Genomic DNA, 15211 nt, shown 5'->3' with positions numbered 1-15211 from the left:
GGACCTCCGTATTAGTAGTCGACTAGTTCAATCGACATAGTTATCTAACATATCCGGTCGGCGGAAGTCAACGGTTTTCGATCACGGTTTTCGATCACTTTTTTCCTCTAAGAAGGGCTCGGGGTATGGGGGACTCCCTTGGAGGGTGACCCTTTAGCCGGGTCCCCCTCCAACGCCCCGCCAGTTTAAAGCCGGCGGGGCTGCCACCCCTCCATGGAGCTTCTTCTGCTTGAATTCCATCGTATTGACCGGAATTAGTTTTTAAAAGAGCTGTACCATGCCCGCTCGCTCATCAACCCTGCGCTGAAGCATAGTGCTGCGAAGCTAATTGGTTTTATTTGGATCTTCGCCCAATTCCGGGGAGATCAGGCGGTTCGGGGTGTCGGCCAACGGCGAAACCGCGCGGGTTCCGGCTTTTTACGCCTCTCCGCGAGGGCACCCAGCGGGCGCCGAGGGCTGTTTGAGCACGCGACAATCTACCGGAATCGAATCGGAGTGGGTGGTCTCCAAGACCGGGAGATCTCGAATGCGGAGTTCCGAGGCGCCGAGCGGATTAGCGTAAAAAGGAGTGGTGAACCCGCGCCGCCGGGACGACACCCCGGACCGCCCTCCCCGGAATTGGGCGATGGACTTTTTGTTTCCCCGCTCCCTTCGCTCCGTTACAAAAAACTTTTCAGAAAAGATAAAATTGTTTTCAAATGGCAGGCTATCCGGAAAGATGCTTTTAGGCTAAAATTCCGCCCGACAAAACGATGAGCGAAGCGAAATTCGAGAGAATTCTCCGCTGCCCGGCCTGCGACGGCACCCGTCTGCGCCCGGCCCGCCGCGGCACCCTCGACCGGGCGGCCCTGAACGCCGAGGCGATCAAGATCACCGACCGCGAATACGGCAAGGTCTGGGATCTGGCCGCGTGCCTGGACTGCGGACATCTTTTCGCCGACCCTTCGCCCCGCCCGGAGTTCATCTTCTCCCTCTACCAAGAGGTTGAGGACCCCCTCTACGACGCCGAGTCCGAGGGCCGCTCGCAGAACTTCCGCCCCATCCTCGGCCGACTGGCAAGCCTCGCTCCCGGCAAGGGCAAGCTTTTCGACGTCGGGGCGGCGACCGGCATCCTGCTCAACCTGGCCCGCCGGGACGGCTGGCAGGTCGACGGCATCGACGCCAGCGCCTGGGCCGCCCGCTGGGCCGCGGAACACTATGGAATTCCCTTGCGGCAAGGGTCCTTCGAGGAGGCCGCTGTTCCGCCGCAAAGCTTCCGGGCCGTGACCATGGTCGATTTCATCGAACACACGCCGACTCCGAGAGCGGCCGTGGCCAAGGCGGCTTCGATCCTGGCGCCGGGAGGCGTGCTCTGTCTGGTGACCCCGGACATCCACAGCCTCGCCGCCCGGCTGGCCGGCCGGCGCTGGTGGCACCTGCGGCCCGGCCACCTGGCCTATTTCTCGCACGCCAGTCTGGACGCCCTGCTGGCCTCGGCCGGATTCCGGGTCGTGCTGCGCCGAAAATACGCCTGGACCTTCAGCGCCCAATATTTGGTCAGCCGGTTCTCCGCCCTGAGCGGCTGGGCCGCTTCCCGGCCCGCTTCTTTTTTGAAGAGGATTCCGATAAAATTAGCCCTCGGCGATTCCTTTGAAATCTACGCCGTGAAGGACAAAACCATTTGAACGCCTACCTGCGGGCCATGCGTCTGGAGCGCTGGCCGCGCAGTATGGCTATTTTTTCGGGCTGCGCCGCCTATGCCTTCCTTCATCGCAGCTCGTTCCCGCCGGCCGGCTACTTCGAGCCGGCCTGGATGGCCGCGGTCGCCTTCCTCCTGACCTGGGGCATTTCCACGGCCAACTATATCGTCAACGAGATCGTCGACCTGGCTTTCGACATCCATCACCCGAGCAAGAAATTGCGGCCTCTCGTGGCCGGCGAGATCCGCAAAGGTCCCTTCGCCCTGATCGGGCTGGTCCTCATCGCAGCCTGCCTGGGGCTGGCCCGCGTCGTCTTCGAAGTCCCCTTCCTGCTGTCTCTGGCCGGGCTGCTTCTGGCCGGGATCGTCTACAACGTCAAGCCCATCCGGACCAAGGACATCCCGTTCCTCGACTCGATCTCCGAATCGGCCAACAACCCGATCCGGTTCCTGATCGGATGGTACGCCATGGCGCCGCACGCCCCCTTCCCGCCGGCCGCCGTGCTGCTGAGCTGGTGGGCCTTCGGCAATTTCCTGATGGTGGCCAAGCGGCTGTCCGAGTTCCGCTTTCTCAAGGAGAAAGCCGGCGATTACCGGACCTCGCAGAAGAAGTATACCCGGACCAAGCTTCTGTCCGGCATGATTCTGAGCGCCGTCGTCTGCTTGGCGGCCTTCGTCTTCTTCGGGGCCCGGACGAGCCTGCCGTCCTTCTTCGCCATCGCCCCGTTTTTGGTCGTGTTCTTCCTGCTGATCTTCCGCAAGACCCTGCGCGAAGCGGAAGTCATGGAAGAGCCGGAGAAGCTCCTGGCCAGCCCCAAGTTCGCGATCTACACACTGTTTCTTCTGGCCCTTTTCGTCGCGTCCTTCTTCCTGGACGCGGCCGGGCGCTGACCGCCGTGAAGCCCGCCCGCACCCCGCTCGTCGTGGCCACCGGCAACGCCGGCAAAGCCCGTGAGATCGCTATCGTCCTGAAGGACCTGCCTTTCCGCGTCCTGAGCCTGGCCGACCTGGGCCTCGCGGCGGACTACGAGGAGACGGGCCTGACCTTCGCCGCCAACGCCCGCGGCAAGGCCGAGTTCTATTCCGCCCTGACGGGCCATCTAACCCTGGCCGATGATTCGGGGTTGGCGGTCGACGCCCTGAACGGAGCGCCGGGTGTCGTCTCGGCCCGCTTTTCGGGCCCGGGATCGAACGACGCCCGCAACAACCGCGAGCTTCTCCGCCATCTCGCGGCCGTGCCCGAATCACGACGGGGCGCCCGCTTCATCTGCTGCATGGTCTTGGCTCGCGACGGCCGGGCGATCAAGCAGGTGACGGGCCGGGTCCGCGGGCGGATCCTTCGAGAGCCTCGCGGCAGGCACGGCTTCGGCTACGACCCGGTCTTTTTTTACCGAAGGCTCGGCCGAACCTTCGCCGAGCTGTCTGGGGAAGTGAAGAACGGATTCAGCCATCGCGGCCGCGCCCTCCGCAAGATGGCCTCTTATCTCGCCGAAAAGTAAAAAGCCCTCACCCCGCCCGGGGGCGGAGTGAGGGCACGCAGGGTGGAGGGCACACCCTTGGGGGGCAGGAGATCAAACCGAGATCAGGTCTTTGAGCTTGGCGTAGATCTTCTCGCCGATACCCGTGACCTTCATCAGCTCCTCGGCCTTCTTGAAGGGCCCGTTCTGCTTGCGGAAGTCGATGATCCGCTGGGCAATCTTGGGGCCGATCTGCGGCAGCTTCTGCAGCTCGTCCGACGAGGCGGAGTTGATGTTGATCTTGTCCGCGGCCTTGTTCGGCCCCTGCATCGCCAGGAGCGGGGACAGGAACAGGCTGAGGACCATGACCGTCGCAACGCCTTTCATCAAATGGGCTCTCATGTGAGCACCTCCTTTCGCTCTCTTCTAATGCGAAAGGCGTGCCAGTATGGCGCGGATTCTTCCCGCCTTATTCTCTGTGTATGACCATGATTTTCCCCACGTCCGCGTCAACGCGAGTCGTCTTGAGAGCCGTTTCCGACTCCCTGCGTTTACAGAAGATAACGATGATCAATTCAAATTCTTAGAAACATTGCTTGACCGAGGGGTATTGGGGGCCAAAGCCACGAGCTTTGTAGCCCTATGCTTCAGCATAGGGTCGGCGAGGGAGCGGGGACTCCCTTGGAGGGGGAACCATTGATGGGTTCCCCCTCCAACGCCAAGGGCTGCCTCCCCCTCATGGTAGCCTCCTCCAATGACTCTCCGATTCCCAAGTTCTCGTGAGAGTTCAGGAGGAGCGACCGAGCCGGCCGGAGTGAGCTCCCTCGCTGGGGGAGCGAACGTCTTTGGCCCCCAAACCCCGAGATCTAGCGGGCCCGGGGGTGGCTCTTCTTGTACACGTCCAGCAATTGCTTGACGTTGAGGTGAGTGTATTTCTGGGTCGTGGCCAGGCTCTCGTGGCCCAGCAGCTCCTGGATGACCCGCAGGTCGGCCCCCCGACCCAGCAGGTGCGAAGCGAAGGAGTGGCGCAGGGCGTGCGGGCTGACCCCGCGCCGCAGGAGCGAGCGCTTGACATACTTCTCGACCAGCCGCTCGACCGAACGCGGGGAGATCCGCCCGCCCCGGTAATTCAGGAAGACCGCCGACTCGCCGAAGTTCGCGCCCAGCAGCGTCGGCCGCAACCGCAGGTAGGCGTCCATACGCTCCACCGCCTTGCGGCCGAAGGGCACAAGCCGCTCCTTCTTGCCCTTGCCGCGGACCTTGAGCAGGCGGTCCTCCAGGCTCATGTCGGCCAGATCGATCCCGGTCAGCTCGCTCAGCCGGATGCCGGTGGCGTAGAACAGCTCCAGGATGGCCCGGTCGCGCAGCCCCAGGATGTCGTCCTTGTCGGGCTCATCCAGGAAGCGCAGCATCTCGTTCTCGGATAGAAATTCCGGCACGGGCCGGTCGAGCTTGGGAGTGGAAACGACCTGGGCCGGATTGTCGTCGACCAGGCCTTGTTTGAGACAGAACTTGAAGAAGGATCGGATGGCGGCCAGCTTGCGGGCGACCGAGGATTTGGCCTGATGGGCGGCGGCCAGCTCGTGCAGGTACCCGCGCAGAACGACGTTGTCCACGTCGCGGAGACCGAGCCCGCGGGCCTCAAGATGGGCGGTCAGCTGCAGGAGGTCGATGCGATAGCCGGAGACGGTATGGGGCGAGGCGTTTCGACCGTAAGTCAGATGTTCGAGAAACTCGTCAATCGCCTTGCGCATCCTTGACGGCCGGCTCCTTGGCCTTCGGGGCTATTGTAGCGCCCTCGGCCTCCTCCCGCCAGCCGCAAACCTCGTCCTGGCAGTGGATGTAGGTGCCGTCCTTCTTGGTGCTGTGGCGGAGGACGAACGGCTTGCCGCATTTCGGGCAGGGCTGTTTGAGGGGCTCGTCCCAGGTGGCGTAGCGGCATTTGGGGAAGCGGCTGCAGCCGTAGAAGAACCGGCCCCGCTTGGTCTCGCGCTTGAGGATCGTCCCGCCGCAGTCCGTGGGGCAGGCCAAGCCGGTGTCCTCGGACTTCTTCTTCTTGATGTATTTGCAGGTCGGATAGTCGGAGCAAGCGATGAAGAGTCCGAACCGCCCCTTGCGCTGGACCAGGTTGCTCCCGCAGTCGGGGCAGAGCTCGTCCAAGGTCACGATCTCCTTCTTGACCATGGCTTCCTTGAAGTCGCAGTCGGGGTAGCCCGAGCAGGACTTGAAGCTGCCGAAGCGTCCGCTCTTCAGGACGACCGGCTTGCCGCACTTGGGGCAGATCTCGTTGAGCGGGATGCCGCTGGCCTTGACGCTTTCGACCTTGGCCGCCGCTTTGAGGTCCTTTTCCAGCCGGGCGTAGAACCCCTTGAGCGAGCCGGTCCACTCGAGCTTGCCTTCCTCGATCTTGTCCAGCTCCTCCTCCATCCCGGCGGTGAACTGGATCTCCATGATGTCGGGGAAGTTCTTGATCAGAAACTCGGTCACGAACATGCCCAGCTCGGAGGGTACGAACTTGCCTTCCATCTTGACGACATAAGTCCGGTTCTGCAGGGTGGAGATGATGGGGGCATAGGTGGACGGCCGGCCGATGCCCTTGGCCTCGAGCTCCTTGACCAGCGTCCCTTCCGTGTAGCGGGCCGGAGGCTGGGTAAAGCTCTGCTTGGGCTCCAAGCTCTGCAGGGCCAGCGTCTCCCCCGCCGTCGCGGCAGGCAGGGTTTCCTTCTCACCGTTCTCGCCCTTGGGGGTCAGGGCCAAATGGCCGGCGAATTTAAGGACTTCGCCCTTGGCCGAAAAGAGATATTTCTTGGCCGTGACCTCGAACTCGGTCTCCTCGATCAGGGCCGGGCTCATCTGCGAAGCCAGAAAACGATTCCAGATCATCGTGTAGAGGCTGAGCTCTTCCTTTTTAAGGTAGGGCTTGACCACTTCAGGCGACAGGTCGGGCGAAGTCGGCCGGATGGCCTCGTGGGCGTCCTGGGCGGCGCTCTTGTTCTTATAGACGTTCGGCTTGGAGGGCAGATGCCGGGCCGAATAGGTCTTCTCGATATAGGCCCGGGCCCAGGCCAGGGACTCGGCCGAGATGCGCACAGAGTCCGTGCGCATGTAAGTGATCAGGCCGACGGGGCCCCGCTCGCCGATGGCCATGCCCTCATACAGCTTCTGGGCGATGGACATCGTCCGCTTGACGGGATAATGGAGCCGCTGGTAGGCGTCCTGCTGGAGCGTGCTCGTGATATAGGGCGGAGAAGGGTTGCGCTTCTTCTCCTTGACGTTGATCTTGGCCAGGGTGAAGGGGGTGTCTTTGAGATCGGTCAGGATCGCCTCGGCGGCGGCCCCGTCCCCGACCTTGGCCTTCTTGCCGTCGATCTTAGCCAGGGCGGCCCGGAACGGCGGCGGGTTGGCGGCGGCCAGATGGGCGTAAATCGTCCAGTATTCCTCCGGCACGAAGGCCCGGATCTCCAGCTCCCGCTCGTAGACGAGGCGCAGGGCGATGCTCTGGACGCGCCCGGCGCTCAGGCCGCGGGCGACCTTCTTCCACAGCAGGGGGCTGATGAGGTAGCCGACCAGCCGGTCAAGAACCCGCCGGGCCTGCTGGGCGTCGAACATATCGGCATCCAGGACGGTCATATGGCGGATCGCCTCCTCCACGGCCGGCTGGGTGATCTCGTGCAGCTTGAGTCGGTGCAGGGGCTTGGTGTCGTCGCCCAGGAGGGCTTTGAGGTGCCAGCAGATGGCCTCGCCCTCGCGGTCGGGGTCGGCCGCCAGGATGATGGCCGAGGCTTCGGCCGCGGCCTTCTTCAGCTCGTCGACGATCTTCTTGCGCTCGGGGATGACCTCATAGAGAGGGGCGAAATTGTTCTCGACGTCGACGCCGAGCTTGCTCTTGGGCAGATCGCGGATGTGCCCCATGGAGGCCTTGACGACATAGTCCGACCCCAGATATTTGTTGATCGTCTTCGCCTTGGCCGGCGATTCGACGATGACCAGCGACTTCTCCATCACCATTTCCTCCGATACGTCTTGCCCGGGCCTTGGACGGCCAGGCCCTTGATCTCCAGCCCCAGCAGCGCGGCCAGGAGCTCCGGGATCGTCATCCCGGTCCGTTCCGCCGTCTCGTCGACGGTCGTCTCGCGGTCGGGGCCGAGGCCGGCCAACACCGCCTCCTCGGCCGCCGTCAGCGACGGCAGCAGCGGCGGCTCGTCCGGGCTGCGCGCGAAAACAAAGTCCCGCACGGGGCCGGGAAGCTCTTCGGCCACGTCCCGCCAGCTCTCGACGAGCCGGGCGCCGATCCGGATCAATCCGTTCGTGCCGCCGCTCAGCTCGGACGTCGCCGGCCCGGGGACGGCCATGACCTCGCGGCCCTGTTCCAGGGCCATCGCGGCCGAGATCAGCGAGCCGCTCTTGCGCGTCGCCTCCACGACGACGAGTCCGAGCGACAAACCGCTGATGATGCGGTTGCGCAGGGGGAAATGGAAGCCCAAGGGCTCTCCCCCGAGAGGGAACTCCGTGACCACGGCCCCTCCCCCTTCGATGATCCGCTCGAAGAGGCGGCGGTTCTCGGGCGGATAGATCTGCCCCAGCCCCGAGCCCAGAACGGCCACGGTCCGGCCGCCCCGCAGCGCTCCGGTATGGGCCAGGGTGTCGATCCCCCGGGCCATGCCGCTGACCACGACCAGCCCGCGGCGGGCCAGGTCTTCCGCCAGGCGCTCGGCCATTGACTTGCCGTAAGCCGAGGGATGCCGCGCCCCGACGACGGCGACCGCCGGTCCCCGGAGGGCTTCCGCATGGCCCGCGCAATAAAGGGCCGAGGGAGGATCATAGATTTCCCTTAAGGCGACCGGGTAGTCGTCATCCCCGAAGGTCAAGAGAGAATAGCCATTCCTGGTCAGGGTGTCAAATTCTTTTTGGGCCCGGCCTATCAGGTCGGGATCGAGGAGAGCGGCCGTACGGGCCTCGTCCAAACCAATGGCGCGGAGCTCCGGGGCCGGGGCCAAGAACGCTTCTTCCAGGCGCGGAAAGGCTTTTTCGACGGCGCTGCGCCAGCGTGGAAACTCGGCCAGCGCCAGCCCCAGCGCCACCAGGAGGATGCGGTCTTGGTCTGTAACAGCCACGTCTAGATAGACGCCGCCGCCCTGCTAAAAATCTCAAAGAAGGGGTCAGGTCTCAACATTCAACATTAAGGTCAAGTGTTGAATGTTGAGACCTGACCCCTATTTGATCAAGTCTTTGTATTTTTGAAACACTTGGCGGAGCTGTTCCTTGGTCACAATGTAGCCGTTCAGGTTGACCGAGATGGTCGACCGCAGCGGGTCGTTGGACTTGAACAGGGCGAACTCCCGGATGGGGCCCATGCGGTTGGCCAGGTCCATCTTGATGACCAGCTCGACGCTCTTGCCGGCGGCCACCTTGATCGGATAGGCGGCAGGCTTGCCGGCGAAGAGAACCTGGGCGCCCGTCAGCTGGCACTCGAACCTCAGTTCCAGCTCGCCCTTGTTGTAGACGGTGATGGGGGCGACCAGGCTGTCGCCCTCGACCAGTAGGCCGCCATCGAAGGAGTAGCGGTCGAAATCGATCCGCGGCTGGGGCGGGACGTCGACGGCGGCCGTGATCTTGAGCTGGACGCGCGGCTGGACGGGGTCGTCCGTCTCCACATAGATGTACTTGACGACTTCGCCGGCGTAGCCCTGAGTGCTGAAAGTGACCTTGATCTTGCCCGATTTCCCCGGCTCGACCTTTTTATCCGAGACAAGGGCGGCGGTGCAGCCGCAGGAGGTTTCGACGTTGATGATCTTGAGCGTGGCGTCCCCTTCGTTCTTGAAAGCGAACTCGTGGACGAGGTCGGCCCCCATCTTGGCCCGGCCGAAGTTCCAGGCGTCTTCCTTGAAGGCGATCTTGGGCCCCTTGGCCGCGCCCGGCGCGGCGAAGGAAGCCGCGGCCGTCAGGGCCAGGAGGGCGATGAGGACGATCCGGCGGGCGCGCATTGGGTTCATGGGATAACCTCCCCGGGCCAATTTAACCCAGACGGAAGCCTAATTCAAGAAGGGCTCGGACTCCCTTGGAGGGGAACCCTTTAGCGGGGTTCCCCTCCAACGCCCCGCCGGCTACGCGCCGGCGGTTCTGCTACCCCTCCATGGAGCCTTCGCCGTTCGAATTCCATCCTAGATTTTCGAAACTATTAAAATAATTAGCCGGCTCGGAACTCTGTACTTTTCTTCCGAATAGGAAGAAAAGTGCTCAGACATCCTCGCCGTCCTGCCTCTTTCCGGGCCGCACCTTTCGGAGCCGCATGACGAATCCTCCCCTGTTTAGGGGAGGCAGGAGGGGTAATACCAATAAAAGAAATTGGAATGCGGCTACGCTTAGGCGAAATTTCCGCCCTCGCGACGACGGGCGAGGCGCCGGTCGTGACGAGGACTGCGAAGCGACCGCATCGGCGCTCACCCCCGCATCTCTCGCCCTAGTAAAAGACTTTTCAGAAACGATAAAATCGCATTCATGGGAGAAGGCTACCTTGAAGGGGTGGCAGCAATCGTCCCCTTGACGATTGCGTTGGAGGGGGAACCCGTCAAAGGTTCCCCCTCCAAAGGAATCCCTGCTATAATCGCGAGCGAAAATGAATCCGTGCCACGCCCGCCGATACGCCGCAATCGCCGCGACTCTTTGGCTGACGATTCTCGCCGCCCGGCCCCTCTCCCTTGCCGCCCAAGCCCCGCCCCGCCCGCAGGGCGAAATCGGGCTAACGCTCGGAGCTGCCTTCTCTTTCTCCGGGGCCGAGTCCCTTCACCATCAGAGCTGGACAGCCCCGCCCCTGGCCGGGATGTCGGCCCAGAACGCGTTGGCCGCCGCCCCCGCGACGTCCTTTTTCGTCGGCGGTTCCTACACCCGCTTCTTCGGCCGGGCCATTGGAATCGTGGCCGGGTTCGGCTACGCCAAGAACGGCCTCGCGGCTTCGGCCGGGTTCAAGACGGCAGGGACGACCCCCTCGACGGCCCGCGCTCTGACCGCGTCCCCCGATCCCAGCGAGATCACCGCCGTCCCCATTTATCTCGGCTTGGCGGTCCGCTGGACGGGGCGCAGCTCGTCACTGATTTTTTCGGCCGGACCGGCCCTGATCCTCCATTCCATCGTCATCGAGACCGAGGCGGGCATGCTGGCCGCGTCCGCGGCCGGAACGGCAGGCGCTTACCGCGCTTCCGTTTCCATCCCCGACCAAACCTGGATCGCGGCAGGCCTGCACGCGGGGCTGACGTCCGACCTCCCGATCGGTCCCTCTACGGCCTTGTTTTTTGAGGTGCGCTATTTCCATTCGCCCGCCAAATCCTTCGACTGGACTTGGAAGCCGGGATCGATGCCCGGCCTGGACGACTCGGCCTTATCGGCGACCCTCGACGCGGCCTCGGCCGCGGCCGCCCGAACGGCTACGCGGCCGCTTGCGGTCGATCCCTCGCTCCTTCACGTTTCGGCCGGCCTGCGCTTCCGGCTCAGATAAAAAGATTCTTCTCCCATCGCGGCGGCCCGCCCGACCGCCTCCCGTCCCCGCCCGGCTGTGCTATAATGAAATGAAAGAACAAACATGAGGTCGACTATGATGATCCGACGTTCGATCCTCACCGCCGCTCTCGGAATCCTCCTGGCCATGGCCGTTGGAGTCGAAGCCGCTTCGGCTGCGGCTGCGGCCCCCATCATCCGGCTGAAAGTCACGGCCGAGATAGCCAACATCCGCCAAAAGCCGTCGATCTCGAGCTTGATCGTGCGCCAGATCCCCGAGGGAGCGCTTCTCGAAGCTTCGCGCAAAGACGGCGAGTGGTACCTCGTCGCCCTCGAGCCCGACGAGACGGGGACGAATTCGGGCTATGTCCACGAGAGCCTGGTGCTTCCGCTGGACGAACCGGCCGTGCCCGAGAAGAAAACGCGCATTGTGGAGCGGGTGACGCAGCCGAAGCCCAAGCCGGCCGAGACCACGCCGCCTCCCGCGCGAACCGAGCCCGCGCCGGTCCACCGAACGGAGCCCGCCGTGGAAACGCCGGCGGCCAAGACGGATAATTACGGCTTCGAGCCGCTCCGCCCCGCCCTTGTTATCGGGGGCGGCGGCCTGATCGCCGCCGTGGGCGACCTCAACGACGGTTCCCAGGGGCTGGCCGATTATTTCGGATACCAGCTCGGGGCCGCGGCCGATCTGACGCTGTCGCGATTGCGGCTCGTCTTTCCCTTCGAAGCCGAGATTCAAATCCCCATCGGCGGAAGATTCGCCCTGACCATCGGTGCCGGATACGCCGGCGCCTCCGCCACGACTCTCGTGACCTACGCCACGACCGGGTCGGCCAACTCCTTCAGCGCCGGGCCCGGCTTTTCCGCCATCCCGATCAAGGCCGGCCTCCTCTATTCGCCCGTGCCGTCCTTCTACGCCAAGGCGGGCCTCATGGTCGTCCCGGCCAAGGCCTCCTACACCTATCATTTCACGCACGATCAGTTTTGGCAGGAATGGACGGGCGAGGCCTCGGCTTTCGGCTTCGGCGCCTACGGCGCCCTAGGCATCGAGCTGACCCTCGGGCCCAGCATCGGATTCCTCATCGAGGCCGGCGGCCAGATCGGCAAAATCTCGGGATTCGACGGCACCGGGACCTACCTGGATTCGACCCTCGACGAGGCCGTCACGGAGACGGGGCTGCTCTATGCCTATGACGCCAAGCCGACCCAGTTCGACTCATTCCCCCTGACCTTCATCCGCTCCAAGCGGCCGACCGAAGGCGGGGTTGCCAACGCCCGCGAAGCAACCCTCGACTTGCTGGGGATTTCCCTCAAGGCCGGGTTGAAATTCAAGTTCTGAGTAGGGGTCAGGTCTTAACTCTTGACGGAATTAACCCGGCCTGCCCCCTATTAAATAGCGGGGGCGGCCGTCGACGCGCACGACCCGCGCGGCCGGAAGCGCCCCGCCGTCGCGGTCGAGCACCGCGGCCGGCGCCGCAGCCAGCGTCAGATTGAAAGCCGGGCCGTTGGTCCAGGCCACCGCGAATTCGCATCCGCCTTTGCGGAAATAAAAGACGTTCCCTCCACGCGGCTGCTCCCGGCGCACGAATTCCGCGCCCTGAAGATTCTCTACCATCGTCCGAAAGGCGTGAAACGCGGGCCGGCGCCGGGCCGGCGTCTCCCGCGTATCCACCAGCCCGTAGCCCGGCGCGGCCAATTGCCACCAATAGATCCGATCGACGAGCCCCGAGGCAAGCCCGAGGATGTAGTAGCGAACGAGATAATCGGCTTGGGCGTCCTCGGACACCATCGGCTTGCCCGCGGCCGGCGAGTATTTCCCGGTGCCATCGAGCGGCCAGTTGACCTCGCTGACCCAGAACTCCGGATCTTTCACCCGGCCGCACCCCGCCGCGGCCTTGAACAGAGCGAACTTTTTCTCGGCCGTCCAACCGGCCTGGGCGTTTTCGGGCGCGCCCATCCGGTCGACATAGAGAAGCGACGTCACGACGTCGAACTCCACGGCCCGCAGCACCGGCGGATAAAGGTGGAACTCGAAGTCGATGACCGCCGGACCGGCGAGTCTCGCCGCGGATCCGCCTCTCGCCGCGGCCGCGGCCCGGGCCAGCTTGACGTATTCGGTGTGATCCCAAACGCCCCATTTGGTCCGATTCCAGGCATGGCCGATCTCGAAGGCCGAGGCGATCGGGCCCAGCCTCCGGAACGTTTCCTCGAGGAAAGCGGTCCAGCCCGCCGCGTCGAACACATCGTCCCGGCGCTGGAGAATAGAGATAACGACCTCGAACCCCGCTTCGCGCAGACGGCGGGCAAAGGCTTCGCTTGCGGCCAGCTTCCCCCGCTCCCACGACGCAACCCGGAAGAGTGTCTGGCGGACGCCGATCTCGCGCAGAAGGGCCGTGGTCTCGCCGATCGGCAGCGCTTCGGGCGAGACCGAAACCGCAAACATGTCGGGCCGGATCACGACCGGCGCTCCGTACATGCGCCGGCGATTGCGCCAATATCGGAAGGCCATGGCCGGCCCGTGAACGAGGTCGGACCCCAGCATACCCAGATAAACCGGCCAGCGCCGGTAATGATGCCGCATCCGCTCCGACCGCGGGGCCACGTTGTGCGGCTGGTCGGCGAACGGATTCCAGTCGAATTTGAAGCTCATTGGAGCTTGAGCCTCCGAGCCCACTGCCGCAGACGCGCCTTCTTTTTAAAGCGCAGCCAGCGCTCGAAGGCCGCCTTGGACTTCTCGTACCGCCGGACGAAAGACGGATCCGGGCCGCCTTCGCCGGCATAGAAGCCTAGAAATTCGCGCCGCGCGCCTTCCGGCACGCCGAGGCGAATGAGATTCTTGGCCCGGACGGACCGGCCGAGGCGGCGCTTCCGGCGGACCCGATTGGTGTCGAGGAAGTGAAAGACGAATGCTCCGCCGGGCCCTCGCTCGACCAGGATGTTGCCGTCGGAGAGATCGCGGTGCAGGATTCCGGCCTCGTGGGCGGCTCGGAGGTCCCGGGCCAGGGCGGCCAGCAGCCGCCTTAGCTCCGGCGCCTCGAGCTCCCGCAAGAGCGACCGGATCTCGACCGCTCCCCGGACCCGCTCGGCCACGAACCAGGCCTTTTCCACCGTGCCGCGCCGGCGCTGCTCCAACACGGCCGCCGTAGCCGGCGTGCGCAGGCCGGCCGCCTGGAGCCACGCGGCGCCCCGCGCGGACCGTTCGGCCTTGGACCGGCCGACGAGCGTCCGCAGGCGATGGAGCCCGCGCGGGCGGAACTCCTTGACTACGAGGTCGAGCGCGCTCCCATCGGCCAGCGGGACCGGGACGGCCGTGACCAAGTTACGGGCCGCGTGAAGAACTTCGGCGCCGGGTACTGCCGCGAGCCCTTCGATCGTCGCCAGCCAGGCCCGGAATTCGGGACAATCGAAGCGCGGCTCCACCCGGATCTTCGTCTTCATCCGCGCCGCCTTCGGGATGCGGCCAGATCGTCGAGAAGCGTGCGGCCGATGGCCTTCGGCGCGAACCTCTCCCGGACCAGCCGGCCGCCGGCAGTCCCCAACGCCTCGCGCAGGGCGCCGTCCCTCTTCAGCTCCAGGATGGCCAGCGCCAGGGCGGGGCCGAGCGGCTCGTCGCACAAATAGATGTTTCGGCGGTGGGCGAAGATTTCTTCGACGCTAGGCGTGCGGGCGGTGACGACCGGCTTGCCCACGGCCATCGCCTGATAAATTTTATGCGGGATCACCCGGCGGGCTTTCTCTGTCCGCCCGAAAACGCCTAGGCAGAGATCGGCGTCGGCGATCTCCACCGGCAGCCGGAGAAACGGGACGCGGCCGACGAGCTCGACATTGGTCAGGCGGTGCCGTGCCGTGAACTCCCGCACGGCCGGGAAAGTCTGCCCGTCGCCGACGAATCGGAATCGGATGTCGGCCTCCTTGGCCAGAAGCTTGGCCGCTTCGACGACGATCTCGACCCCGTGCAGGGGGAGGAATGAACCGAAGAAAAGCACCCGGAACGGTCGGGCCGCGTCGGGGGCGGGGGCCGACACGGCGGCGGGACGGAAGGCCTCGTCGTCGAATCCGAGATAGAGGACCCGGACTTTGCCCGGATCGATTCGATAGGTCCGGCAGAAATAATCCTTGTGGGCCGCGGTATCCGCCAGGATGACGTCGGCCAGCCGGAAGGCGGCCGCGTCAATTTTAAAATTCCACCAGGCCGTCGGCGAAGAGGGCGGTTTGCGCCGCCAATCCAGAATCTTGGTTTCGTAGCGGGCGGCCAACGGATCGAAGACGACCCGGCGAGCCGTGAGAAGCCCGATCAGCTTGGCCAGCGGGACGTCCTTGGCGCAGAACTCGGGTACGAATAGAAAGCGGCGGAGGACCCGCGCCTCGGCCGCCTGCCGCTCGCGCCGGGAGCGGAGAAATCGGAGGACGAGCATCGGGTAGCGCAGCCAGACCCGCCAGTGGGTCGAGGCGGGGCATTCCGAAACGACGGCGCCGTTTTGCCGCAAGCCGCGGCGGATGACGGCCGAGCGCGGATAGGCGGGGTCGTAGGCCCCGAAAAAGACGAAGCCCGCCGGCCCGGAGGATGGGATCATATGCGGACCTA

The 15211-nt window shown here is 64.6% G+C and carries 13 protein-coding genes; 5 read left to right on the top strand and 8 right to left on the bottom strand.

The annotated features are described in order from the left end of the window. Positions 1–752 precede the first annotated feature (752 nt). The 3 genes from NTZ26_04070 to rdgB are packed head-to-tail and all read left to right on the top strand — an operon-like array spanning position 753 to position 3177. Positions 753–1664 (top strand): class I SAM-dependent methyltransferase, encoded by a 912-nt coding sequence (locus NTZ26_04070; GenBank protein MCX6559668.1) that lies wholly within the window; start codon positions 753–755, stop codon positions 1662–1664. Further along, entirely contained in the window at positions 1661–2569 is a 909-nt protein-coding gene (locus NTZ26_04065) for a UbiA family prenyltransferase (GenBank protein ID MCX6559667.1), read from the top strand. Before NTZ26_04070 ends, NTZ26_04065 begins: the two co-directional genes overlap by 4 nt. A gap of 5 nt (positions 2570–2574) precedes the next feature. After that, the gene (gene rdgB / locus NTZ26_04060; GenBank protein ID MCX6559666.1) at positions 2575–3177 is read left to right on the top strand and encodes an RdgB/HAM1 family non-canonical purine NTP pyrophosphatase; all 603 of its coding nucleotides are present in this window, start codon (positions 2575–2577) and stop codon (positions 3175–3177) included. 72 nt (positions 3178–3249) lie between these two features. Here rdgB and NTZ26_04055 read toward each other — a convergent pair whose 3' ends face one another. The 5 genes from NTZ26_04055 to NTZ26_04035 form a co-directional block, all read right to left on the bottom strand. Then, entirely contained in the window at positions 3250–3537 is a 288-nt protein-coding gene (locus NTZ26_04055; GenBank protein ID MCX6559665.1) for a helix-hairpin-helix domain-containing protein, read from the bottom strand. A 464-nt stretch (positions 3538–4001) separates the two neighbouring features. After that, a complete protein-coding gene (gene xerC / locus NTZ26_04050; protein ID MCX6559664.1) occupies positions 4002–4889 on the bottom strand; it encodes a tyrosine recombinase XerC in 888 nt (295 codons plus the stop codon). Beyond that, on the bottom strand, positions 4873–7137 hold the full coding sequence (gene topA, locus NTZ26_04045; GenBank protein ID MCX6559663.1) for a type I DNA topoisomerase: 2265 nt from the start codon (positions 7135–7137) through the stop codon (positions 4873–4875). Before topA ends, xerC begins: the two co-directional genes overlap by 17 nt. Next, positions 7137–8249: a DNA-processing protein DprA gene (gene dprA / locus NTZ26_04040; protein ID MCX6559662.1), complete on the bottom strand. Its 1113-nt coding sequence runs from the start codon at positions 8247–8249 to the stop codon at positions 7137–7139. Before dprA ends, topA begins: the two co-directional genes overlap by 1 nt. A gap of 99 nt (positions 8250–8348) precedes the next feature. Further along, positions 8349–9128, bottom strand: coding sequence for a DUF1573 domain-containing protein (locus NTZ26_04035; GenBank protein MCX6559661.1), 780 nt, complete (start codon positions 9126–9128; stop codon positions 8349–8351). 623 nt (positions 9129–9751) lie between these two features. Here NTZ26_04035 and NTZ26_04030 point away from each other — a divergent pair. Both NTZ26_04030 and NTZ26_04025 read left to right on the top strand, forming a co-directional pair. Beyond that, positions 9752–10627, top strand: a complete 876-nt coding sequence (locus tag NTZ26_04030; protein ID MCX6559660.1) for a hypothetical protein — start codon at positions 9752–9754, stop codon at positions 10625–10627. 96 nt (positions 10628–10723) lie between these two features. Next, positions 10724–11965 carry an SH3 domain-containing protein gene (locus tag NTZ26_04025; GenBank protein ID MCX6559659.1) on the top strand — a complete coding sequence of 414 codons (1242 nt, stop codon included), beginning with the start codon at positions 10724–10726 and terminating at the stop codon, positions 11963–11965. Between the two features lie 30 nt (positions 11966–11995). Here the strand turns inward: NTZ26_04025 and NTZ26_04020 are convergent, their stop codons facing one another. From NTZ26_04020 to NTZ26_04010, 3 genes are read right to left on the bottom strand one after another with little or no spacing between them, the layout of a single operon-like run. Further along, positions 11996–13276: a hypothetical protein gene (locus NTZ26_04020; protein MCX6559658.1), complete on the bottom strand. Its 1281-nt coding sequence runs from the start codon at positions 13274–13276 to the stop codon at positions 11996–11998. Continuing rightward, the gene (locus NTZ26_04015; GenBank protein ID MCX6559657.1) at positions 13273–14064 is read right to left on the bottom strand and encodes a phosphotransferase; all 792 of its coding nucleotides are present in this window, start codon (positions 14062–14064) and stop codon (positions 13273–13275) included. Before NTZ26_04015 ends, NTZ26_04020 begins: the two co-directional genes overlap by 4 nt. Then, positions 14061–15200 (bottom strand): glycosyltransferase, encoded by a 1140-nt coding sequence (locus NTZ26_04010; GenBank protein MCX6559656.1) that lies wholly within the window; start codon positions 15198–15200, stop codon positions 14061–14063. The genes NTZ26_04015 and NTZ26_04010 overlap by 4 nt, the downstream gene beginning before the upstream one ends. Positions 15201–15211 lie beyond the last annotated feature (11 nt).

It is taken from the genome of Candidatus Aminicenantes bacterium (genome assembly GCA_026393855.1).
Taxonomy (GTDB): domain Bacteria; phylum Acidobacteriota; class Aminicenantia; order Aminicenantales; family UBA4085; genus UBA4085.
This window is presented reverse-complemented; position numbering and strand designations above follow the sequence as displayed.

Excerpts from the sequence above, each read along its gene's own strand:
- NTZ26_04015 (MCX6559657.1), bottom strand. The coding sequence starts at position 14,064 with ATGAAGACGAAGATCCGGGTGGAGCCGCGCTTCGATTGTCCCGAATTC.
- NTZ26_04020 (MCX6559658.1), bottom strand. The coding sequence starts at position 13,276 with ATGAGCTTCAAATTCGACTGGAATCCGTTCGCCGACCAGCCGCACAAC.
- NTZ26_04010 (MCX6559656.1), bottom strand. The coding sequence starts at position 15,200 with ATGATCCCATCCTCCGGGCCGGCGGGCTTCGTCTTTTTCGGGGCCTAC.
- xerC (MCX6559664.1), bottom strand. The coding sequence starts at position 4,889 with ATGCGCAAGGCGATTGACGAGTTTCTCGAACATCTGACTTACGGTCGA.
- NTZ26_04025 (MCX6559659.1), top strand. The coding sequence starts at position 10,724 with ATGATGATCCGACGTTCGATCCTCACCGCCGCTCTCGGAATCCTCCTG.
- NTZ26_04055 (MCX6559665.1), bottom strand. The coding sequence starts at position 3,537 with ATGAGAGCCCATTTGATGAAAGGCGTTGCGACGGTCATGGTCCTCAGC.
- topA (MCX6559663.1), bottom strand. The coding sequence starts at position 7,137 with ATGGAGAAGTCGCTGGTCATCGTCGAATCGCCGGCCAAGGCGAAGACG.
- NTZ26_04030 (MCX6559660.1), top strand. The coding sequence starts at position 9,752 with ATGAATCCGTGCCACGCCCGCCGATACGCCGCAATCGCCGCGACTCTT.
- NTZ26_04035 (MCX6559661.1), bottom strand. The coding sequence starts at position 9,128 with ATGAACCCAATGCGCGCCCGCCGGATCGTCCTCATCGCCCTCCTGGCC.
- NTZ26_04070 (MCX6559668.1), top strand. The coding sequence starts at position 753 with ATGAGCGAAGCGAAATTCGAGAGAATTCTCCGCTGCCCGGCCTGCGAC.